Below are 19,867 nucleotides of genomic sequence, written 5' to 3' on the forward strand. Positions count from 1 at the left end.
TTTTTGAAAGATAGGTTTTTAGCGTTCAAACAAAAATGGAGGGCGGAAAAACCCAGAAGGGCGAAGGCGTGCTTTTGGGTCCGCGAGGCGTTCTGAGGCCGCACAGAAATTAAGAAAGGATTGAAAAATGGGATTTGGTGAAGCCGTTAAAACGTGTTTCTCTAATTACTTCCAGTTCTCCGGTCGGGCTATACGCTCAGAATACTGGTGGTTCTTCTTGTTTGTGGTTCTCGTGAGTGCTGCTTTGGCTGTGCTGGACACCATCTTATTCGGGACCAACCCCGAAACAGGGCAGGGATCACGGGTTCTGTCCTCTGTTTTCCAACTGGCGGTTCTCATACCAATGCTGGCCGCCGGTTGGAGAAGGCTGCATGATACAGGACGACCTGGCTGGTACTTGCTGCTGCCGATGGCGCTCAGCATTACAACGCTTTTTGTTATGTTGGGTGGGGTGGCGTTCTTTTCGGTATTGGAGCAAGGGACCGAAAACCCCGATGCATTGCGAGGACCTGCGGCCGTCCTGGGCGTGACCGGCATTGTTGTTGTCTCAATTCTTCAATTGGTTCTGTCCATCCTGATGATCTGGTGGCTGACGCGACCTTCCCAAGAAGGCGCAAACGAATACGGCGCACCTGTTTCCTAACCTTGTTGCCCGGGTAACGGGCCGGACACTCTGGCTTAATGACAATACGAACCACAACACCATGGAGAGAGAAAATGAGTTTCAAAACGATTTCCATTGGAATGCTACTGATGGCCATGGCGACCACAGCATCAGCGGAGTGGTCGTTCAGTTCCGGGCCTAACCCCAATGCTTTTATTCAGACCGGAAACATGACGCTTGAACTTCAGTGTAACCGTATCCGCTTTGCTCCGGCTGGATATGAGGACAGCCAGGATATTGTGGACAAGCAGGGGCTCTCCATTCGATTTTTGAAGAACGGCACCACCGAAGTTGGCGCATTTCAGGTTGGCGCCGAAAACGCTGCCTTGCAGATCGTCGACAATTATCCTGTCGAGGTCAATTTCAATAGTCAGGAGGATTATGGTTTTGTACTGGACCAACTTGCGGCCAATGCTTCAGTTAATCTGTCGATGATTGATCAAGATGTCAGCTACGGAATCTTTGACTTGAAAGGTTCCAGTGCTGCAATTCGGTCGCTTCGTTCAGTCTGCGATTCAGGTGCGAGCCAGGGGGCCTCCTACGAACCCCCAGAAGGCATCGTCTATTGTGGTGGCGGAGCGGTAGAGCGAGTCATCGAACCCGTAATTTTGGATAACCCGGAGGGAGAATGGGACGCGCGAGTAACGGTCAACGGCGAGTCGATCAGAGCCATGACGGCCTACAGTTACTTCGGAAACTATGAGCCACCCGCCGGATTTGTCGTTGCCCTGCTTGGGGAAGACAGATCCGAGTTTCTGATTTTTAGCGAAGGCTCGGCAAACTGGCTGGAATACGGGGACTACAGGTATGATCAATGTAATTGATCCCACCCTCCAGCGGGCACCTTATTTTGTTTCCGAAGGCAGCTCACCAAAAAACAGTCGGTAGTCTTTCGCAAACTGACCCATATGCCAAAACCCGCGGCGATTGGCAGCATCCGCTATTGAGCCATCGAAGGATCTGTTCAGCAGGTCCTCGCGAACCCGATTCAGCCGGAGCCGCATGTAATACGACTTCGGGCCAAGGCCGAACTGTTCCTTGAAGGTGCGGTCCAATGTGCGCCACGAGGCCGCGCACTCCCTGCAGATTTCCTCGATCGAGATCGGGTCCTCCAGATTGGCAAGCATCAGATCAATTGCGCGGCTCAGGGCGCGCCGCCTGGTTTCGGCTTGGCTTTTGTCAAAATACGCGCTCGTATCGGTCAAGATCTTGAGGGCCTCAAGCATCAGCGCCTCTTCAGTGTCCTGAGACCAGTTGGCAGTTGCGTCGTTCAGCAACCGGACGACAGCCCCCTGCAGTCGCGCCATGCTGGCCAACCCCGCATTGGTGCCCAATTTGCGGGCTTCCGGTTCGTTGCCCTCGATGTAAAACCCGCAGGTTTCGGCCAGCTTTTCCAGCCTTTCGGTTGCAAACGAAACAACGCTTCCTGAAAACCCTGCGGTCGTGATGCCATCAAAGCCATCCCGATCACCGAAGACCAGAAAGGCGCTGTCCGTGACGTCTTTGGCCTGCCACTTTTCGATGGCACCGCGCGTGGGAATGCCAAAAGTCTTCCATCCGTCCGGCGAAACACCACGCTGGTGGACGCGCTGGTTCATCGCGATGTTGAGGGCGGAGACAGCCTGACCTGAACGCACGGTTATCGCCGTGGACAATCGCCCGGGATCGAGCTGCCGAAAGTCGATCTCCCAGGGCGTGAGCTCTCCGATTCTGTTTGGATGATCAAGAGATAGGGCCATCGCCGGTGACGCTCCGCCCCAACCGGACGGCGCAGCGTTTCGCATATTTGGCGAATTCTTGATGTGGTCCACCCCCAGATCCTGACAGTTTACCGGTAATGTAACGAATTCGATAGGTGGAATGTCAAGTGAAGCCGGAGTCTTCAAGCGATACGATAATGGGCCGCCCTCGGCTACCGAAGGGGGATGCCCGATCCGAACGGGTGGTGACTTTCCTGACGCCTTCAGAACATTGCCAGCTTTCAGAGCTGGCAAAACGATCAAATCAATCCCTTTCCGCAAAATGCCACGAACTGATCGTTCAGGCGTTGGAATCTACGAGTGTCAAATGGAGGTCCGAGAGTGACTAAAGCCTTAGGTAAGACCAGTGTTGCAGCCTGTTTGTTTGCCATGCTGGGCGTCATGCCTGCAAGCGCGCAGCAAGAGGCGATCGTTCATGATGGTGAGTTCGAATTCCTGCGGGCCCAGTTCGAGGATCAATGGGACGCGCAGGATGCTGAGATTGAGGCCAGGTTGGCCGAGATCCGCGAGGCCAATGACGGCAAGCCTCCGAACTTTCTGTATATTCTTATCGACGACATCAGCTTCGGCCAGATGGGCGAGCGCAAGATGAACTATGTGATGGGGATCGAGACCCCCAATATCAACGACTTCGCCAGTGAAGGCATGTCGCTGATGCGCATGTATACGGAGCCCTCCTGCACGCCAACACGCACGGCCATGCTGACCGGTCGGCACCCGATCCGGGCCGGTGTAGAGGAAGTTAAGGTCGCACTTGTCGGCGAGGGACTGCCCGCGAGCGAGGTTACCCTGCCGGAGATTCTTAAACAGGCCGGGTACAACACCTCGCATGTGGGGAAGTGGCATCAGGGTGATATCGAAGAAGCCTATCCGCACAATCAGGGCTTTGATTACGCGGTGTTTCCGCTGCACCAGCAGGTTCAACTCAGCCTGATGACCCGCGAGGCCATGGAGGCCAACAACATGCTGGGATATCACTCCTCGGGGCAGAACAACCAGTTTCTGCTGGATGAACGGTTCAAGCCCTATGGTCTGGTCACCGGTGTCGAGGCACAGGCAGGCGGCACCGCGCGCGAAGTTGACATGGAAGCGGGCGAAGAATGGACGCAGGCCAAGTACGAACAGATGAACGAACGCTATCAGGCGCAGGCATTGGAGCAGATTGAACAAGTCGCCGCGCAGGATGAGCCGTTTTTTCTGCAATACTGGCCGCTTTACCCGCTGAACTTCGCCTACCCGGATCAGGCGCTGTCGCGGAACGGCGGCTTCCATGCCGACAAGCTGCAACTGCTCGACGGCTGGATCGGAGAGGTGCTGGCCAAACTGGATGAGACCGGCGAGGCCGACAACACCATCGTCATGATCATGGCGGACAACGGGTTGATGTATCACTACGAGGGGACCTCGGGCCTGAACCAGTTGATCTATCGCGGCGGCAAGACCCAGCATCTTGAGGGCGGGGTCCGCACCGATGCCTTCATCCGCTGGCCCGGAGTGATTGAAGCCGACAGTGCTGCCGGTGACATCTTTCACGTCTCGGATATCTACACGACGATGGCCCGCATCGCAGGTGCAACGGATTTCATCCCGCGCGACCGAGTGATTGACGGGATCGACCAGACCGCCCTGCTTCTTGAGGGTGAGGGCAATGGCCGCCGCGACTACGTGTATGTCTATGAGGGGCCGGTTCTGCGTTCGGTCGTTAAGCAGGAGTTCAAGATGCATCTGCCCGCGCCGGGTGCCCCCGGAGCTGCAGCGCCGACCTATAACGTCTATCGCGACCCCCGCGAAGAACACCCGCTGGTTGGATACTCTCTTTGGGCCGGTGCCTCTTTTCAAGATATGATCAAGCGCCATCAGAAAATGATCGCCAAATATCCGAACTCCGAGATCGGCAAAGATATCCCATATGGCGGCATCGAGAACCTGCGGCCTGAAAGCCAAGAGGCCCGCGAGGTGTTCATGAGCTGGCAAGAATAGCCTACAACGGCGCGCCCTTCGGGGCGCGGCGATCACAGTCCCGCTCGATACAGCAATGGAGAGAGACATGAGACTATTCAGATCTATCGGTGCTGCGACCCTGCTGTTTGTCGCCGGTACCTTTCATCCTGTTCTCGCGGCCGAAGATCGCGCCATCCCGCTAGAGGGGGTTTTGAATACGCGCGACCTGGGTGGCCTTACAACCGAAGACGGTCGCACCGTACGGGCAGAGCAGCTCATCAGATCCGGTGAGATCGACCAGATCAGCGCAAACAGCATGCAGCGCCTGGACGACATGGGTGTCAGCGCAATCGTTGATTTGCGAACAACGTCAGAGGCAACGGCGCATCCCGCGCAATGGCCCGAAGGGCAGGGTCCCGCGCGACACCACTTCCCAGTGATGGAGAATGAAAGCCAGATGATTGATGATATGCGTGCCAGCATCAAGGCGGGCACGGCAACCGAAGCAGAAACAGATGGTTTGTTCTTAGGGGCCTTTGGCTATATCGCAACTGACTACACTGACGAGTATCGCGATCTTTTCGACGTTTTGCTGGACCAACCCGAGGGTGAGGCGGTTCTGTATCATTGTTCGGGCGGCAAAGATCGTACCGGTGTCGCGACCGCGCTTGTGCTGACAGCGCTTGGTGTTTCCAAAGACGAGATCCAATCGGATTTCATGATGAGCAATACGCTCAAGGACGCGGACAACAAGGCCCAACAGATCGCGGCCGAAGTCAATGCGGCCGAAGGGACAAATATGACGCCGGAAGCAGTCTGGCCATCGCTGGGGGTGCGAGAGGCCTATCTTGATGAATTCTACAAGAGCGTTGAGGCAACCTACGGCTCGGTGGACGATTACTTGCGTGAGGGCCTCGGGCTGACGGACGCGGATTTTGAAACCCTCCGCAACCGGTATCTCAACTAGGCTGGCCGGGAAAATTCACTTGCGAAAACAATCGTCCGAAGGCTGGCGGTTTCGGACACCAAAGCGGTGCGAAGCAAGCGTTCGTACCACATACCAGCCAACGGGTTTTCACCGCCAAGGGTCTCAGGTACGATTCTGAAAAAAACAAAACCGAGAGGAGGAAGAAATGCTGCGCTTTATGCCTTTGGCTTTCATCGCGATGGTGGGTTTTTTCCACTTTTCAAACAGCTCAGCTGCCAACGCACAGAACTTTTTGGACAAAGTGACAGAAGGGGTTTCTGATGCGGCCAAAAAGGTTGGTGATGTCGCTGAATCGGCAGGCGAGACCGTACTGCATGCAGCGGACGGTGCAACTGCGTCCGAGATCGACGCCAGTGTAGATGCAGCACTGGCGCAACTTCTCGCGAGTTCCCTTGAGGCGGCGGATTTGTCCAACAAAGCAGTCGCTGTTTTGGTTTTTCCCAGGATCACCAAAGGCGGCCTGATGGTTGGGGGTCAGTTTGGAGAAGGTGCGATGCGTGAAAACGGCGTCACGACCGGGTACTACAATATTGCCGGTGCGTCCTATGGTTTTCAGGCTGGCATTCAGCATTTCTCTTACGCGCTGTTTTTCCTCAATTCTGACGCCCTTGCCTATATGCAGAACAACGATGGGTGGGAGGTCGGCAGTGGCCCCACGCTCGTTGGCGGTGATGAAGGCTGGTCGGCCTCGATGGGAACAAACGATCTGCAGGGCGACATCGTGCCAATCATCTTTGGGCAAGAAGGGCTTATGGCAGGCGCCGGTCTTCAGGGTACAAAGATCACCAAGATCGAAAAGTAAATTGCTGGGGGAATGCGTCACATGCATGGGGCGCGCGCTTCTTGATACGAGGCACCCATGGCCTCTGTTCAAATAGTCCCGTTTGATCCGTCGCGAGAGTCGCCTGCTTTCCGTCCGAAAACCCGACGACCCGGACAGATCACCTTACAGTGCGACTCCGGTCTGTGGCTTCGGCGCCTGGGCAAGGTCCTTGAACATGAAGGTTGTCGGCTCTAGCGCGGGTTCGAATGGATTTCGGCAGTAGTTCGGAATCTCTCCTGCTGTTTGAAAGCCAAGGCCTTGGTAGAGAATTCGCGATGGGTCGGTGCTGCGTGTATCGAGAACCAGCATTGTTCTGCCCAGCTCAGATGAGCGGGCAAAGAGCGTGTTCATCAAACTGCGCCCAAGGCCTTGGCGTCGGGCGTCTGGATGGACCAAAAGTTTGGCGACATCGGCGCGGTGCGGTTGATTGGGCATGGAGGCCGGAATCAACTGTACCGTCCCACGGATACGTCCTCCGCTTTCTGCAACAAACAGGTCCAACGCCCCTGCGCGCAATTCAGGGCGAACGCGAGTCTCCCAATAGCGCTGGGCGTCTGCGTGGTGGAACGGCAAGATGAACCCGATACTCGCACCCGCATGTACGCAACCATGCAGGATGTCGGTCAGGTCATTCAGTGCCGCGTCGAAGGTGGCATCGGTCAGTCGTGTGATCATATCAGCACCAGCATGTAGCGCGCGCCTCGGCTGGCGCCGGTTTCAAATTGTGTCGGGCCGGACAGATGGTATCGCAGGCAGTCACCTCCACCGAGCGCATGCGCCGTGCCGTCCACGGTGAGCGTCAGGCTTCCATCCAGAACGATCAGGTGGTGTTCCTGCCCCGGTTTCGGAGGCGTTTCGTACCGAACCACCGTATCCGGCGGCAGGTGGCATTCCAGCACCTCACCGCTCAACCCGGTGGAAGGGGGCGAGACGGATCGGCGCGTGAACCCCGTTTCTGGATCGCTCCATTCGGGTTGCCGTTCAAACGGGACCTTGGGGTCGAAACTGTCCTCCACCATCATCAGCAAACGCGACATGGGCAAACCGTAGGCGGCGCAAAGACGGCCGAGTGTTTCTGCCGTCGGGCTGACCCCAGCCTTTTCCATGCGCGACAAGGTTGCCCGGCTGACGCCGCTGTTGTCCGCCAGCTGATCCAATGACCAGCCGCGGCTTTGGCGCAGCTCCTTCAGGCGGATGGCAAGGCGGCTTGAGAGGGAATCTAGCATTGATCAATTGTGAGAATAGTTTCCGTATGTGAGAATAATAACCTCAAAATATAATATTGCAAAAGAAAACGGGCGCGGAATTCACCGCGCCCTTTATACTTCCTAAGTGTGTAGGTGTCTTACTTCCAGCCAACCTCGTTGAAGGTTTTTTGCGCTTCGGGCAGGTTCTTGGCGACGGCAGACAGATCAACATCGTCTGCTTTGAAATCGCCCAGTTCGGCCACGGACTCGGAAACGGCGACGCCCTTAACCGTTGGGTATTCGTCGTTGCCGGCCGAGAAATACTGCTGCGCCTGATCGCTCGCCAGGTACTCCAGGAACTTGATGGCGTTGTCCTTATGGGGCGCATTTGCTGCAACACCGCCACCCGACAGGTTCACATGCGCGCCATTGCCGTCCTGATCCGGGAACACCCAGCCGATCACGTCACGCTCGGCCGAGACGCCATCGACGTCTTTCCGGATCGCACGGGCAAAGTAGTAGGTGTTGGACACGGCAAGGTCACACTCACCAGAAACGACGCCGCGCAGCTGGTCGGTATCACCGCCTTGCGGGTCGCGCGCCATGTTGGCCACTACGCCCTCGGCCCAGGTTTTGGCGGCTTCGGATCCGGCGTTTTCGATGATCGAGGCCAGCAGGGTCTGGTTGTAGACATTGGTGCTGGAGCGGATGCACAGCTGGCCCTTGTATTTGGGGTCTGCCAGATCAGCGTAGGTTTGCGGCGGCTCAGCGACCGCGTCCTTGTTGTAGAAAATGATACGCGCCCGCTGCGAGAAACCGAACCACTGGTTGTCGCTGTCCTGAAGGTTCGACGGGATACGCTCTTCCAACACGGCGCTGTCAATTGTCTGCAGCACACCCGCGTTCTTAGCGCGCTCAAGCCGCGAGGTGTCGACGGTCAGCAGAATATCCGCAGGGGAGTTCACGCCCTCGGCTTCCATACGCGCGATCAGCTCGTCTGCCTTACCTTCGATTCGGTTTATGGTGATGCCGGTTGCATCCTCGAAATCCGAATAAAGGCGCTCGTCGGTGTCGTAGTGGCGCGACGAATAGATGTTCAGCTCGCCTTCTGCTGCTGCAGACGTGGCGACCATGGCTGCAAGGCCAGCCGCGATACAGGTCGTGGATTTAAACATGATTGCTCCCAACATTGAGTATTCCACCGGGGTAAACCCGAGTTAAACACTCAATTAACGGATTGGATTTGGTTTGCAAGTAAAACCCGACAAAAATTGTGCGAAATCTCAGGCGCTTTGGGTGGCGACGCTGAACGAAGCCAACAGGCACAAAAAAACCGCACCCAAAGGCGCGGTTTTTTCGAAGAGATATGTGCAGTTCTTAGCCCTGGCGAGCTTTGAACTTGCGCTGCGTCTTGTTGATCACGTAGACGCGGCCTTTGCGACGCACAATACGGCAATCACGGTGCCGGTTCTTGAGCGAGCGGAGCGAGTTCTTGACCTTCATGGGTCTGTCTCCAATCTGCGGCGCCTTCATCAAAGACGTGGCCAGCGCCTGGGTTTGTCGGGTGCCCCGGCAAGCCGAAGCAGTGAATAGATGGTGGGCGGTACAAGGATCGAACTTGTGACCCCTTCGATGTCAACGAAGTGCTCTACCGCTGAGCTAACCGCCCACGTCCCTTTGCGTGTCCTGCCCCATAACGAAATGGGGCGCGGATACCCGCGCCGGTAGCGGGGTCTATAAAAGGAGTCGCAGAGGGGTTCAAGGGGTTTGGAAGAACTATTTTCCAGTCTATGTTAATCCTGAACACGGAGAGACCATGAAGAACCCTTCCTATTTTCTGGATATGCCCGAAAACCGCAGTTCATGCGTTGTTTTTTCATCGCCGCATAGTGGCCGTGACTATCCAGAGGCGTTTCTGAAGCGCTCGGTTTTGGGGTCTGATGTGATTCGATCCTCGGAAGATGCCTTTGTAGATCAGCTCTTTGCCTCGGCCTCGGATTTTGGGGCGCCGTTGATCAAGGCGGCGATGCCACGGGCTTATCTGGACCTTAATCGCAGCGCGGATGAGCTGGACCCGGCCTTAATTCAGGGTGCGAAGAGGCAAGGGCACAATCCTCGCGTGGCCTCGGGGCTGGGGGTGATTCCCCGCGTGGTGGCAAATGGGCGGGCGATTTATAGTGGCAAACTCACCATGGATGAGGCGCGCCTACGCATCGACACCTATTGGCGCCCCTATCACAGCCGCCTCAAGGCTTTGTTGGCGGAGTCACATGCGAAATTCGGGCAGGCGATTCTGGTCGATTGCCATTCGATGCCGCATGAGGCGGTGGCCATGGCCAGCACCGCGCGGAACACACGCCCCGAGATCGTGCTGGGCGATCGTTTCGGTGCATCGGCATCAACCGAGATCGTGGACCGAATTGAGGCTGCCTTTTCCACGGCCGGATTGGTCGTCGCGCGGAATGCGCCCTTTGCTGGGGCTTATGTGACCCAAACCTACGGCCGCCCCGGTCGTCAACAACACGCGATTCAGGTTGAGATCGACCGCTCGATCTACATGAACGAAGATACGATCTCGCCCAATGCCAATTTCATGGCGTTCTCCAAGATACTGCAGCAAGTGATCGCCGAGATTGCCGAGATCGGTTCCGAACCGCAGCGGCTAGCGGCGGAATAGGCGTTACCGCAGCGCGCGGCCTTTCACGATTGCATCACTTCCGAACCGTTTGCGAATCTCATCCGTAGCGCGCTCGGCCTGAGACCTGCGTGTCGCGTTCGGGTCCAGCAAGTCGCCCGAGATATCCGCCTGCTCTGCCGGGCATAGATCGGACAACCCGCATCCCAACAGACGATAGGGGCCCTGATCGCCGACCTGATCGAACAACCCGCGCGCGGTTCTGTAGATGCGGTCCGCGATCTGGGTCGCATCGCGTAGCGAAACACGGCGCGTGATGATCTTGTGATTGGCCTTTTTCAGCTTCAGCGTCACCACCCGACCCGCCAGATCCTTGGCCTTGGCCCGGTCCGAGACCTTCAGCGCCATGCGCCACAGATGCCCATCCAGAATCTCGAGGTTGGAGGTGTCTTCGAAAAACGTGGTTTCGTTGCTGATCGACTTCATCGGTTCATGGGCCGATACCCGGCGCTTGTCCTGACCGCGTGCCAGATGCCACAGGCGATACCCCATCGATCCGAACCGCGTGGTCAGCGCCTCCTGATCCCAGCGCAGCAGGTCCGAGAAGGTACGGATCCCGGCGCGCTCCAACGACTCCTGCGCTGCCGGGCCGATGCCCCAGATCAGCCTTACGGGTTTGTCGTGCAGGAAGTCAGCCGTCTCCGCCTTCCCGATCACGGAAAACCCACGCGGCTTGTCCAGGTCCGAGGCGACCTTGGCCAGAAACTTGTTGTGGCTCAACCCGATGGAACCAGTCAGCCCCAATTCATCCTTCATGCGCTTGACCAAACGCGCCAGCATCACCGCAGGCGGCGCGCCATGCAGACGTTCGGTGCCGGACAGATCGAGGAAAGCCTCATCCAGCGACAGGGGTTCGACCTTGGGCGTCAGCTCATCCATCATCGCACGGATCTGACGGGATACCTCGGCGTAGACCGACATGCGCGGTTTGATCACCACGGCGTCCGGACACAGTTGCAGCGCCTTAAACATCGGCATTGCCGAGCGCACGCCCCGGATGCGAGCCACGTAGCAAGCGGTTGAAACGACCCCGCGTTTCCCGCCCCCTACAATCACTGCCTTTTCCGCCAATTCAGGATTGTCGCGCTTTTCAACCGAGGCATAGAACGCGTCGCAATCCATATGCGCAATCGACAGGTCAAACAGCTCGGGGTGCGATTTCAGCCGCGGGCTACCGCAGGACGGGCAGCGCGGCGCGTCCGGGAAACTGGTCAGGCATTCGCGGCAGATCGTGGGCATGGCTACTTTTCGCGACCCGAAAAGGGTGGCTCTGGGTGTTCGAAGCTATAGTGTCTATCGGCTTTCGTGTGAACGCAACAGAGGCTTGGACAGTCTTCAGAAATCTAGTGGTTTGAGCTGAGAGTCGCACTGTCAAGAAAACCCCCCGCTTGGGGCGGGGGGAAGGTAACGAACCACAGGAAGAGGTAGTTCGTTGGGGAGTAACTCCGCCCCAGATTCGCTCAAAACGCTATATTTAGATAGGTGGCCGCGTTATTCCCTAAAACTTGTGCCGGGTTTGTGTGTTTTCGGGCACAGGGGGAAACCAGGGGAATATCACCCTTGTTGACCTAAGGTAAAGATATCACTGCCGTTTCGGGGATCTGAGGCGTTCAAGCCCCGTCCGCGATCAGTGCCGTGTCAATGTTTTTAACTCGGCCAGAACGGCCTCGGCTGCGGCTTTCGGGTCCTCCGCCTGATAGATCGGACGCCCGACAACAATATGATCCGCCCCATCTCCGATCGCACTGGCCGGCGTTGCGACGCGTTTTTGATCGCCCAGAGCAGCCCCGGCAGGGCGCACGCCCGGTGTCACGATCAAGCGGCCCTCGGCCTGGGGCAGGGCGCGGATCAGCGCGGCCTCTTGCGGGCTGGCGATCACACCGTCGGCTCCGGCCTCCAGCGCTTTGGCCGCGCGCTCAACCACCAGATCCTGCACATCGCCTGCCTTCAACAGGCTGGCATCCAAATCATCACGGTTGAGCGAGGTCAGGATAGTCACTGCAAGGATCTTCAGGTCCTTGCCGGATGCGCCTTCTTTCGCCGCGCGCACCACATGCGGGTCGCCATGAACGGTCAGGAAATCAAGATCGAACTGCGCCAGACCACGCACCGCGTTTTCTACCGTGTTGCCGATGTCGAACAGCTTCATGTCCAAAAAGATGCGCTTGCCATGGTCCTGTTTCAGCTCATTGGCCAAGGCCAGACCACCGCCCGTCAGCATTCCCAGCCCGATCTTGTAGAACGACACCGCATCACCCAACCGTTCGGCCATCGCCAAACCTTGCAGAGCGTTCGGGACGTCAAGGGCTACGATCAGGCGGTCATCGGACATGTTGGGTCTCCTTGCTGGCAAACGTCTGCCTCCTAGCGGGTTCGGGCGCAACTGTCCATGCAGGTCCGTCCAATCGAAAGAGGATGATCTGTGTTACAGTGGCTCAAATCGATCAATAGGTCACATGAAGGGACAGAACATGAGAAAGCTTGCCTTGCTGGGAGTGGTGCTGATGATGGGCGCCTGCGACGAACCCGCCTCAGGCACATCCGACACAGGCGCGGCGCCAGCGCCGACCAATGAAAACCTGCCTCTGGTCCGGGGCTACCGTTCCGAGGATGATTGGTGCCAGCTTACAGGTGAGAGCGCCTTTACCGTCGAATTTCTGGATCACACCGCCGATCTTGTCTCGTGCCCGACCGGCAGCAGCGCCGAGCAATCCTTGGTCGAGACATATACGTTAGAGCCGGTGGCGCAAACCGGCGGCTATTCGGTATACTCCATTCCGCGCGGCTGACGGCGTCTGCCCACCCATGCTGCATTCGCCGCAATTAGGGCGATTCCGGACAGTTCCAAAAGCCAGTTCATTCGGATCGACATGATCTCGGCGCCCAAAAACGCATCGAAGTTGTGAAACCCGGCAGCGCGGATCATCACAAAGCAGATCAGAGTGACAAAGCCGATCAGGGCGATGCCGACCTCTCGCAAGTGTTTACGAAGGAACCAGAGGCTGACAAGCGAGATCCAGAAGCCGCTGAACACGACCACAATGATAAAGCCGATCTGGACAGACTTGCGATCCTCGTACCAGCCTTGCATCTGCGACAGACAGCGGGCGCTGGCCGTAAGCGCGGATTGCAGATCCAGTTGTTTGTTGATCATCAAAGCAAACAACAGCAGCGCGAGGATCAGCCAGAACCACCGGACGTGGGAATTTCGCCTTGCGCGTAGGCATAGCAGTGCGGCGAAACCGTATGCGGCAACCGTGAGCCAACCGATCACGCTTGGGTCGCCAATGGTGGGCGACCATTGTTCTGCAATGCAGCTGCGTAGCGCGGTGGCTGAGATCATAGAGGCGCGCTCCTAAGACGGTTTTTTTCGCAATTGACCGAGATCATTCAGGTTCCCAGCATGCATCATGTTATTCTGCCAAGACAATCTTGAATACACGCCGACATTACCCAAATTGAATGTGAGGCCTCAATCGACGCGTGCCGCCAAGCGGGCGCATCAAAACGGGGCGCTTGAGAGAAGGAGAATGTTATGGACTTGAACAAGTTCACCGAGCGGGCACGGGGATTCGTGCAGGCCGCGCAGACCATTGCGATGCGCGAGGGGCACCAGAGGCTGGAGCCTACACATATACTTAAGGCGTTGATGGACGATGATCAGGGGCTGGCGAGCAACCTGATCACCCGCGCGGGCGGAGCGCCGAACCGCGTGGTTGAGGCGTTGGATGCCGCGATGGGGAAAATCCCGAAGGTCAGCGGTGACGCGAGCCAGATTTACATGGATGGCCAGACCGCCAAGCTTTTGGACGAGGCCGAGAAGATTGCCACCAAGGCGGGCGATAGCTTTGTGCCCGTGGAACGGGTGCTGATGGCGCTCTGCATGGTCAAATCCAAAGCCAAGGACGCTTTGGAAGCCGGGGCCGTTTCTGCTCAGAAACTGAACGAAGCCATCAATGATATCCGTAAGGGTCGCACCGCGGACACCGCGTCGGCGGAAGAGGGTTATGACGCGCTCAAGAAATATGCGCGCGATCTGACCGAGGCCGCGGCCGACGGTAAGATCGATCCGATCATCGGGCGGGATGAGGAAATTCGCCGCTCGATGCAGGTTCTGTCGCGCCGGACCAAGAACAACCCGGTTCTGATCGGGGAACCCGGCGTTGGTAAAACCGCGATCGCCGAGGGCATGGCCCTGCGCATCATCAACGGTGACGTGCCAGAATCGCTGAAGGACAAGAAACTGCTTGCGCTCGACATGGGCGCGCTGATCGCTGGCGCAAAATACCGTGGTGAGTTCGAGGAACGCCTCAAGGCGGTGCTGACCGAGGTCACCGAGGCAGCGGGTGAGATCATCCTGTTCATCGATGAGATGCACACACTGGTTGGCGCCGGTAAATCCGATGGCGCGATGGATGCAGCCAACCTGATCAAGCCTGCGCTTGCTCGGGGTGAGCTGCATTGTATCGGCGCGACCACGTTGGATGAGTATCGCAAGTACGTGGAAAAAGACGCGGCCCTTGCGCGCCGGTTCCAGCCCGTGATGGTCACCGAACCGACCGTCGAGGACACGATCAGCATCCTGCGTGGCATCAAGGAAAAGTACGAGCTGCACCACGGCGTGCGGATCTCGGATTCCGCATTGGTGTCGGCGGCGACCTTGTCGCATCGCTATATCACCGACCGGTTCCTACCCGACAAGGCCATTGACCTCGTTGATGAGGCGGCGTCGCGGTTGCGGATGGAGGTGGACTCCAAGCCGGAAGAACTAGATCAGCTGGATCGCCAGATCCTGCAGATGCAGATCGAGGAAGAGGCGCTTAAACTGGAAGACGACGCGGCCTCGAAGGATCGTCTGGAAACCCTGCAAAAGGATCTGGCCGATCTGCAGGAGCAATCGGCTGAGATGACCGCCCAGTGGCAGGCCGAACGTGACAAGCTCGCGGGTGCGCGTGATCTGAAAGAACAGCTCGACAAGGCGCGCGCTGATCTGGAAATCGCCAAACGCGAAGGCAATCTGGCAAAGGCAGGTGAGCTGTCCTACGGCATCATCCCCGAGCTTGAGAAAAAGCTGACCGAGGCCGAAAACGCCGAAAGCAACGCCATGATGGCCGAGGAAACGGTGCGCCCGGAACAGATCGCATCCGTGGTCGAACGCTGGACTGGTATCCCGACTGCCAAGATGCTGGAAGGGGAGCGCGAGAAGCTGCTGCGGATGGAAGACGATCTACATTCCCGCGTGATTGGTCAGGATGCTGCCGTGACCGCCGTTGCCAACGCCGTGCGCCGCGCGCGCGCGGGCCTGAACGATGAGAACCGCCCGCTGGGCTCGTTCCTGTTTCTCGGGCCGACTGGTGTGGGTAAAACTGAACTGACCAAAGCCGTAGCGAATTTCCTTTTCGACGACGACAACGCGATGGTTCGCATCGATATGTCCGAGTTCATGGAGAAACACGCGGTTGCCCGTCTGATCGGTGCCCCTCCGGGCTATGTCGGTTATGACGAAGGCGGAGTGCTGACCGAAGCCGTGCGGCGCAGGCCTTACCAGGTTGTGCTGTTTGATGAGGTCGAAAAAGCGCACCCGGATGTGTTCAACGTGCTGTTGCAGGTTCTGGATGATGGCGTGCTGACTGATGGTCAGGGTCGCACCGTGGACTTCAAGCAGACGCTGATCATCCTGACGTCGAACCTCGGCTCTCAGGCGCTGAGCCAATTGCCCGAAGGGGCCGACAGCGCGCAGGCGCGGCGCGATGTGATGGATGCGGTCCGGGCACATTTCCGGCCCGAATTCCTAAACCGACTGGACGAGACGATCATCTTTGACAGGCTCAAGCGGGCCGATATGGATGGCATCGTCGATATCCAGATGGCGCGTCTGCAAAAACGTCTGGCCACTCGCAAGATCGAGCTGGTTCTGGACGAGGGCGCAAAACAGTGGCTTGCCGATGAAGGCTATGACCCGGTCTTCGGTGCGCGCCCGCTCAAGCGCGTGATCCAGCGCGCGTTGCAGAATCCTCTGGCCGAGGCGCTGCTGGCTGGTGAGATCAAGGATGGCGAGACCGTCCCCGTCACCGCTGGCGCTGAGGGCCTGATCATCGGCGACCGGCTGGGCACCTCTGACCGGCCCCGCCCGGATGATGCCGTGGTGCATTAAACACGTTGAGTGAAAGGCGACCTGCCAAACGCGGCGGGTCGCCACTTTAAGGTGTTGAGTTCCAAACCGTTCAATCTGGACTGTAAAACAAAAGGTTCGCGGATCTACTCATAGTCACGCAGATGAGCAAAAGATTGGCAATCTGCTACTGTTTTCTGACCAGCACCCGATCCGTACCACCTGTTTCAATGTCAATAAGGCTAGAAACTGATCCAAGTTCTTTGAGGATCCGCCTGCCCTCTCTTGATTGACGCGGTCTCAGGTCAAGAATTATGGCACCGTCCGGTTTGACGGCGGTCTTGAAGAACGTCTCGTAGGTTTTTACCGGATAGTGAAAGCCGCAGGAGATAAAACTCATGGCAAGGTCGATCGGTCCAACTTCGCCCAGATCGTCTGTTCTGGGATTCAAGCAAGTTATGTCGCTACTTTCGACGCCATTTTGTGTCAAAAAAGAATGAGCGACAGACAAGCTCGAATAAGCTGCTCCCTTTTCCTGATATCCGAAATGCCTTTCCTCAGAGGTTTCCAGATCAATGAGATTCAGGCTGCATTGGCGATCTTTCCACAAAAACAGATCAAACATGGCGTAGCCGCACCCGATGTCGGCGACAGATCGTGGATTCAGGCCCTGAATCGTGTTTCGGATCTGCAGGTATTCAAGATAAATGACAGCAGCGGCTCGCTTGGCCAGCTCGATACCGTGTTTTTCGACCAGCGATAGAGCGGGGTCAGCGTTTCCGGCGCTCCATGCCTTGGTTATTCTACCAGAGCGAGGTTGGTCGAAAATAATCCTGGATCTTTGCATGATCAGGTTCACAAGATCCTGTTCGGAAAAAGCATCAAAGCAGAGTTCGGCCACGGGGGGCAGGGCCGTTGCATCCATCATTTGTTGACTTGTGATCATTGGTTTTGCGTCTTCTCAAGGAACCGGGTGGATTTTGGACGATGATGCAGATCCACCCGGCTTACAAGAGAACGTAAACAAGTCTCTGCGTTTAGATACCTCTAGATCAACGCGAAAATCCGGGCGGGGCCTCCGGTACCGCCTTTGTGTTTGGGCGCTCCTATCACCAGGGTGGCCCCGGCGGCTGGGACGCGGTCGAGATTGGCCAGACACTCGATCCCGAACCGGCCGGTGGGCAGCCAGGCGTAGTGGGTGGCGAAATCGGCGGACATGCCGTGATCCAGCGACAGCGTGTCGACCGCCAAGGATCGCGCGCCGGTTTCCTCCATCAGCATCTGGGCGGCCTCGACGTGGAAGCCGGGATAGTGCTGAGCTTCTCCGTCGAAATTGCGAAACTCGTCGGTCGCCGTTTTTCCACCCCAGCCGGAATGCATGGCGACACAGGCGCCGTCGGGGATGTCTCCGTTCGCCGCGATCCACGCCTTGAGATCATCGGGCGTCACGCGAGTATCGGCATCTTCGGCGGCGCGGGCGGCGATATCCACGACGCAGAGCGGCGCAACCAGATCTGTCACTGGAATCTCATCGACTGAGGTTCCGTCGGCCGAGAAATGCAGGGGCGCATCGATATGGGTGCCAGTATGTTCGTTGATCGACAAGTTGAACAGGTTGAACCCGTGATCCGCAAAGTTGAACGCCTGTTCGGCGGAGACGCCGGGTTCTCCTCCCCATGTCGGAAACTCGGGGCTGAGGGTGTGGGTCATGTCCTCGACCCCGCCATGCCCTGCGGCCAAGGCCGCCGGAGCACTCGCGCCTGTTGCGGCGGCTGCCACGCCAGTGGCTGCGGCGGCTTTGAAGAAGCTCCGACGGGACAGCATCTTGTCTTTGACGGCATTCATTACGCAAATATCACACATACGGTATCCTCCCTGATGGGTGGCAGGGTCGGGCGACCGGTGTCGCGGACCGTACCACCTGTCAAGTAGAGTGCCGCGCTGACCCCTCTCGTGTAAAGGGTGCTGTCTGTTGTGGCGTACGGGGCGTCCTAGCGGAACTCGCGGCTTTTGCGCAGGGCACGCAGCTCTTCCGAACTCATTTTTGGGCCTGAGCTGGTCGTGGGCTGCGGTGCGGGTTGAATCAGTGTCTCAGTGCTTGGAGCCTTGCGCACGGCACCACCGCTTAGACGCAGATAAGCCAGAACCCCGCCTGCGCATTGATAGCTGAAGGCCCAGCTGGCAAGGAGGATATAGGCCACGACAGTTGCGATCATCGGCGCAGTGACGGAAAACGGGGCTGTCCCGGCCGTCATCTCGCCGATCAATTGAACGTCGTTGACCAGTGTGCTCGGACCGTAGATTGCGGTAAGTCCAACGATAAACAGAGCAAAGAATAAGATAGCACCGACAAAGCTGATCGCCACCACGGCGAAAAGCTGCAGAAAGAAAGCACCGAAATGGTTGAATGGGGTATAAGGGCGGCCATTGGGGTCCCGCCCGATCGATGCCGCCGCAATTGGCACCAGAAACCCGGCCCTTAGCGCGCAGATCGCTGCAAAGAGCAGGATCACAACACCCGAGAACATCATGATATGCACGGGCGACAGGGTCGCGAAGAACGCGGCCGGGTCCTCGGGAACGCCGCCCCCTACGCTGACGGCACCGATGGAGAGCGCGGCGATTAGCGCGGCGGCCACACTGATCCCAATGGCTTCGACGGCGCCGTAGATAACCGCCGGAAAGACAAACTTGCGGTAACTGTTACTCGGAGAAACCTCGCAGGCTTGCAGGCCCAAACGGCTGCCGACCAACATCGGGATGACGCCTGAGGATGCGCCTACAAAAAACGAAATCAAAACCGACAGTCCCGGAATGAGCAGCCCGATCAGCGCGCTCAGTATCCCGCCTATCAACCCGTAGACGATAAGCGCGACCAGCAGGACGGGAAAGACAATGATATAGCGCCACAAAACGGACAGCGAAAAAGGAAAGGCCTGAAATACGAGCACGGGATCAACTCTGATCAACTATTGGATGATTCCCGCATACCTAATTGAGACTGTTAGAACCAGCCGCCCAAAACGCATTAGTCGCGGGCTGACGCAGTTGCGTTACAGTCTGTTCGCTCAATCGTGACGCCTGTTTCCTTGGCTCTGTGTTATCAGCGGACTACCTCACTCTGAGGCGGATTCATTACGGAGACCCAAATGGCGCATCGCTGGACCAACACTTTGACACTTGCCGACGTCACCCCAAGGGCGGCGTTTCTGAACCGGCGGCAGGTTTTGGCCGGGCTGGCAGGTGTCGGGCTGACTGCGATGGCCCGCCCCACTACGGCGCAAGAGGCGCTGGAGCCGAACACCTGGGAAGAGATCACCAGCTACAACAATTTCTATGAATTCGGCACTGGAAAGGACGACCCAGCCAAATATGCCCATACCCTCGTGACCGAACCTTGGAGCATTCAGATCGACGGTCTGGTGGATCGCCCCGGCACCTATGACTTCAAGGACATCATGTCCGAGATGACAGTCGAAGAACGCATCTACCGCTTCCGCTGTGTCGAGGCCTGGTCGATGGTGATTCCGTGGAACGGGTTCGAACTGGCCGACCTGTTGAATATGGCGGGTGTGCAGGAGGGCGCGAAATACGTGGCCTTTGAAACCGCCTACCGTCCGGATGAGATGCCCGGTACGCGCTTCCCGATTCTGGAATGGCCCTACCGCGAGGGTCTGCGTTTGGATGAGGCGATGCA

At 57.6% G+C, this 19,867-nt stretch carries 20 protein-coding genes and 1 tRNA gene (1 of these 21 running past the window's edge); 9 read left to right on the forward strand and 12 right to left on the reverse strand.

Annotated elements, in window-relative coordinates; translation table 11 throughout:
• Nucleotides 1–127: 127 nt before the first annotated feature.
• Nucleotides 128–643: a DUF805 domain-containing protein gene (locus ACP15L_RS19480; RefSeq protein ID WP_170380108.1), complete on the forward strand. Its 516-nt coding sequence runs from the start codon at nt 128–130 to the stop codon at nt 641–643.
• A 74-nt stretch (nt 644–717) separates the two neighbouring features.
• The gene (locus ACP15L_RS19485) at nt 718–1,488 is read left to right on the forward strand and encodes a hypothetical protein (protein WP_425085450.1); all 771 of its coding nucleotides are present in this window, start codon (nt 718–720) and stop codon (nt 1,486–1,488) included.
• 21 nt (nt 1,489–1,509) lie between these two features.
• On the opposite strand, the gene ACP15L_RS19490 is transcribed toward ACP15L_RS19485, so the two are convergent.
• Nucleotides 1,510–2,403 (reverse strand): helix-turn-helix domain-containing protein, encoded by an 894-nt coding sequence (locus tag ACP15L_RS19490; protein ID WP_425085451.1) that lies wholly within the window; start codon nt 2,401–2,403, stop codon nt 1,510–1,512.
• Between the two features lie 342 nt (nt 2,404–2,745).
• Between ACP15L_RS19490 and ACP15L_RS19495 the strand changes: the two genes are divergently transcribed.
• The 3 genes from ACP15L_RS19495 (at nt 2,746) to ACP15L_RS19505 (ending at nt 6,155) form a co-directional block, all read left to right on the forward strand.
• Entirely contained in the window at nt 2,746–4,404 is a 1,659-nt protein-coding gene (locus ACP15L_RS19495) for a sulfatase-like hydrolase/transferase (protein ID WP_425085452.1), read from the forward strand.
• A 67-nt stretch (nt 4,405–4,471) separates the two neighbouring features.
• Nucleotides 4,472–5,332: a tyrosine-protein phosphatase gene (locus ACP15L_RS19500; protein WP_425085453.1), complete on the forward strand. Its 861-nt coding sequence runs from the start codon at nt 4,472–4,474 to the stop codon at nt 5,330–5,332.
• 166 nt (nt 5,333–5,498) lie between these two features.
• Nucleotides 5,499–6,155: a twin-arginine translocation pathway signal gene (locus tag ACP15L_RS19505; RefSeq protein ID WP_425085454.1), complete on the forward strand. Its 657-nt coding sequence runs from the start codon at nt 5,499–5,501 to the stop codon at nt 6,153–6,155.
• A gap of 144 nt (nt 6,156–6,299) precedes the next feature.
• Here the strand turns inward: ACP15L_RS19505 and ACP15L_RS19510 are convergent, their stop codons facing one another.
• From ACP15L_RS19510 to ACP15L_RS19530, 5 genes are all read right to left on the reverse strand, one after another.
• Nucleotides 6,300–6,851 (reverse strand): N-acetyltransferase family protein, encoded by a 552-nt coding sequence (locus ACP15L_RS19510; RefSeq protein WP_425085455.1) that lies wholly within the window; start codon nt 6,849–6,851, stop codon nt 6,300–6,302.
• The gene (locus ACP15L_RS19515) at nt 6,848–7,402 is read right to left on the reverse strand and encodes a helix-turn-helix domain-containing protein (RefSeq protein ID WP_425085456.1); all 555 of its coding nucleotides are present in this window, start codon (nt 7,400–7,402) and stop codon (nt 6,848–6,850) included. The genes ACP15L_RS19510 and ACP15L_RS19515 overlap by 4 nt, the downstream gene beginning before the upstream one ends.
• A 119-nt stretch (nt 7,403–7,521) precedes the next feature.
• Nucleotides 7,522–8,538: a Fe(3+) ABC transporter substrate-binding protein gene (locus ACP15L_RS19520; RefSeq protein ID WP_425085457.1), complete on the reverse strand. Its 1,017-nt coding sequence runs from the start codon at nt 8,536–8,538 to the stop codon at nt 7,522–7,524.
• Nucleotides 8,539–8,740: 202 nt separating this feature from the next.
• Nucleotides 8,741–8,866, reverse strand: a complete 126-nt coding sequence (gene ykgO, locus ACP15L_RS19525) for a type B 50S ribosomal protein L36 (RefSeq protein WP_008755722.1) — start codon at nt 8,864–8,866, stop codon at nt 8,741–8,743.
• A 91-nt stretch (nt 8,867–8,957) separates the two neighbouring features.
• A tRNA-Val gene (locus tag ACP15L_RS19530) sits at nt 8,958–9,032 on the reverse strand.
• Nucleotides 9,033–9,179: 147 nt separating this feature from the next.
• Here ACP15L_RS19530 and ACP15L_RS19535 point away from each other — a divergent pair.
• A complete protein-coding gene (locus ACP15L_RS19535) occupies nt 9,180–10,040 on the forward strand; it encodes an N-formylglutamate amidohydrolase (RefSeq protein ID WP_425085458.1) in 861 nt (286 codons plus the stop codon).
• A gap of 3 nt (nt 10,041–10,043) precedes the next feature.
• Here the strand turns inward: ACP15L_RS19535 and ACP15L_RS19540 are convergent, their stop codons facing one another.
• Nucleotides 10,044–11,297 carry a DNA polymerase IV gene (locus tag ACP15L_RS19540; protein ID WP_425085459.1) on the reverse strand — a complete coding sequence of 418 codons (1,254 nt, stop codon included), beginning with the start codon at nt 11,295–11,297 and terminating at the stop codon, nt 10,044–10,046.
• A 388-nt stretch (nt 11,298–11,685) separates the two neighbouring features.
• Nucleotides 11,686–12,390 (reverse strand): orotidine-5'-phosphate decarboxylase, encoded by a 705-nt coding sequence (gene pyrF, locus ACP15L_RS19545; RefSeq protein WP_425085460.1) that lies wholly within the window; start codon nt 12,388–12,390, stop codon nt 11,686–11,688.
• Nucleotides 12,391–12,529: 139 nt separating this feature from the next.
• On the opposite strand from pyrF, the gene ACP15L_RS19550 reads away from it, so the two are divergent.
• A complete protein-coding gene (locus tag ACP15L_RS19550) occupies nt 12,530–12,847 on the forward strand; it encodes a hypothetical protein (protein WP_425085461.1) in 318 nt (105 codons plus the stop codon).
• Here the strand turns inward: ACP15L_RS19550 and ACP15L_RS19555 are convergent.
• On the reverse strand, nt 12,817–13,401 hold the full coding sequence (locus tag ACP15L_RS19555; RefSeq protein WP_425085462.1) for an isopropylmalate isomerase: 585 nt from the start codon (nt 13,399–13,401) through the stop codon (nt 12,817–12,819). The two genes, ACP15L_RS19550 and ACP15L_RS19555, sit on opposite strands and share 31 nt — an antisense overlap.
• Nucleotides 13,402–13,593: 192 nt before the next feature.
• Here ACP15L_RS19555 and clpB point away from each other — a divergent pair, with 192 nt between their 5' ends.
• Nucleotides 13,594–16,212 (forward strand): ATP-dependent chaperone ClpB, encoded by a 2,619-nt coding sequence (gene clpB, locus ACP15L_RS19560; RefSeq protein WP_425085463.1) that lies wholly within the window; start codon nt 13,594–13,596, stop codon nt 16,210–16,212.
• 145 nt (nt 16,213–16,357) lie between these two features.
• Here the strand turns inward: clpB and ACP15L_RS19565 are convergent, their stop codons facing one another.
• From ACP15L_RS19565 to ACP15L_RS19575, 3 genes are all read right to left on the reverse strand, one after another.
• On the reverse strand, nt 16,358–17,116 hold the full coding sequence (locus ACP15L_RS19565) for a class I SAM-dependent methyltransferase (RefSeq protein ID WP_425085464.1): 759 nt from the start codon (nt 17,114–17,116) through the stop codon (nt 16,358–16,360).
• 101 nt (nt 17,117–17,217) lie between these two features.
• Nucleotides 17,218–18,033, reverse strand: coding sequence for a cyclase family protein (locus ACP15L_RS19570; protein WP_170380122.1), 816 nt, complete (start codon nt 18,031–18,033; stop codon nt 17,218–17,220).
• Between the two features lie 128 nt (nt 18,034–18,161).
• Nucleotides 18,162–19,121: a hypothetical protein gene (locus tag ACP15L_RS19575; protein WP_425085465.1), complete on the reverse strand. Its 960-nt coding sequence runs from the start codon at nt 19,119–19,121 to the stop codon at nt 18,162–18,164.
• A 198-nt stretch (nt 19,122–19,319) separates the two neighbouring features.
• Here ACP15L_RS19575 and msrP point away from each other — a divergent pair, with 198 nt between their 5' ends.
• Nucleotides 19,320–19,867, forward strand: partial view of a protein-methionine-sulfoxide reductase catalytic subunit MsrP gene (msrP, locus tag ACP15L_RS19580; RefSeq protein WP_425085466.1) — the 5' portion only. The gene runs 355 nt beyond the window's last position; the window shows 548 of its 903 coding nt (coding positions 1–548); its start codon is at nt 19,320–19,322; the stop codon falls past the right edge of the window.

It is taken from the genome of Ruegeria profundi (genome assembly GCF_049800715.1).
Classification (GTDB): Bacteria; Pseudomonadota; Alphaproteobacteria; order Rhodobacterales; family Rhodobacteraceae; genus Ruegeria; species Ruegeria profundi_A.

Coding starts and splice junctions, on each gene's coding strand:
- ACP15L_RS19480 (WP_170380108.1), top strand. CDS start 128: ATGGGATTTGGTGAAGCCGTTAAAACGTGTTTCTCTAATTACTTCCAG.
- ACP15L_RS19485 (WP_425085450.1), top strand. CDS start 718: ATGAGTTTCAAAACGATTTCCATTGGAATGCTACTGATGGCCATGGCG.
- ACP15L_RS19490 (WP_425085451.1), bottom strand. CDS start 2,403: ATGGCCCTATCTCTTGATCATCCAAACAGAATCGGAGAGCTCACGCCC.
- ACP15L_RS19500 (WP_425085453.1), top strand. CDS start 4,472: ATGAGACTATTCAGATCTATCGGTGCTGCGACCCTGCTGTTTGTCGCC.
- ACP15L_RS19505 (WP_425085454.1), top strand. CDS start 5,499: ATGCTGCGCTTTATGCCTTTGGCTTTCATCGCGATGGTGGGTTTTTTC.
- ACP15L_RS19510 (WP_425085455.1), bottom strand. CDS start 6,851: ATGATCACACGACTGACCGATGCCACCTTCGACGCGGCACTGAATGAC.
- ACP15L_RS19515 (WP_425085456.1), bottom strand. CDS start 7,402: ATGCTAGATTCCCTCTCAAGCCGCCTTGCCATCCGCCTGAAGGAGCTG.
- ACP15L_RS19520 (WP_425085457.1), bottom strand. CDS start 8,538: ATGTTTAAATCCACGACCTGTATCGCGGCTGGCCTTGCAGCCATGGTC.
- ykgO (WP_008755722.1), bottom strand. CDS start 8,866: ATGAAGGTCAAGAACTCGCTCCGCTCGCTCAAGAACCGGCACCGTGAT.
- ACP15L_RS19535 (WP_425085458.1), top strand. CDS start 9,180: ATGAAGAACCCTTCCTATTTTCTGGATATGCCCGAAAACCGCAGTTCA.
- ACP15L_RS19540 (WP_425085459.1), bottom strand. CDS start 11,297: ATGCCCACGATCTGCCGCGAATGCCTGACCAGTTTCCCGGACGCGCCG.
- pyrF (WP_425085460.1), bottom strand. CDS start 12,390: ATGTCCGATGACCGCCTGATCGTAGCCCTTGACGTCCCGAACGCTCTG.
- ACP15L_RS19550 (WP_425085461.1), top strand. CDS start 12,530: ATGAGAAAGCTTGCCTTGCTGGGAGTGGTGCTGATGATGGGCGCCTGC.
- ACP15L_RS19555 (WP_425085462.1), bottom strand. CDS start 13,401: ATGATCTCAGCCACCGCGCTACGCAGCTGCATTGCAGAACAATGGTCG.
- clpB (WP_425085463.1), top strand. CDS start 13,594: ATGGACTTGAACAAGTTCACCGAGCGGGCACGGGGATTCGTGCAGGCC.
- ACP15L_RS19565 (WP_425085464.1), bottom strand. CDS start 17,116: ATGATCACAAGTCAACAAATGATGGATGCAACGGCCCTGCCCCCCGTG.
- ACP15L_RS19570 (WP_170380122.1), bottom strand. CDS start 18,033: ATGTGTGATATTTGCGTAATGAATGCCGTCAAAGACAAGATGCTGTCC.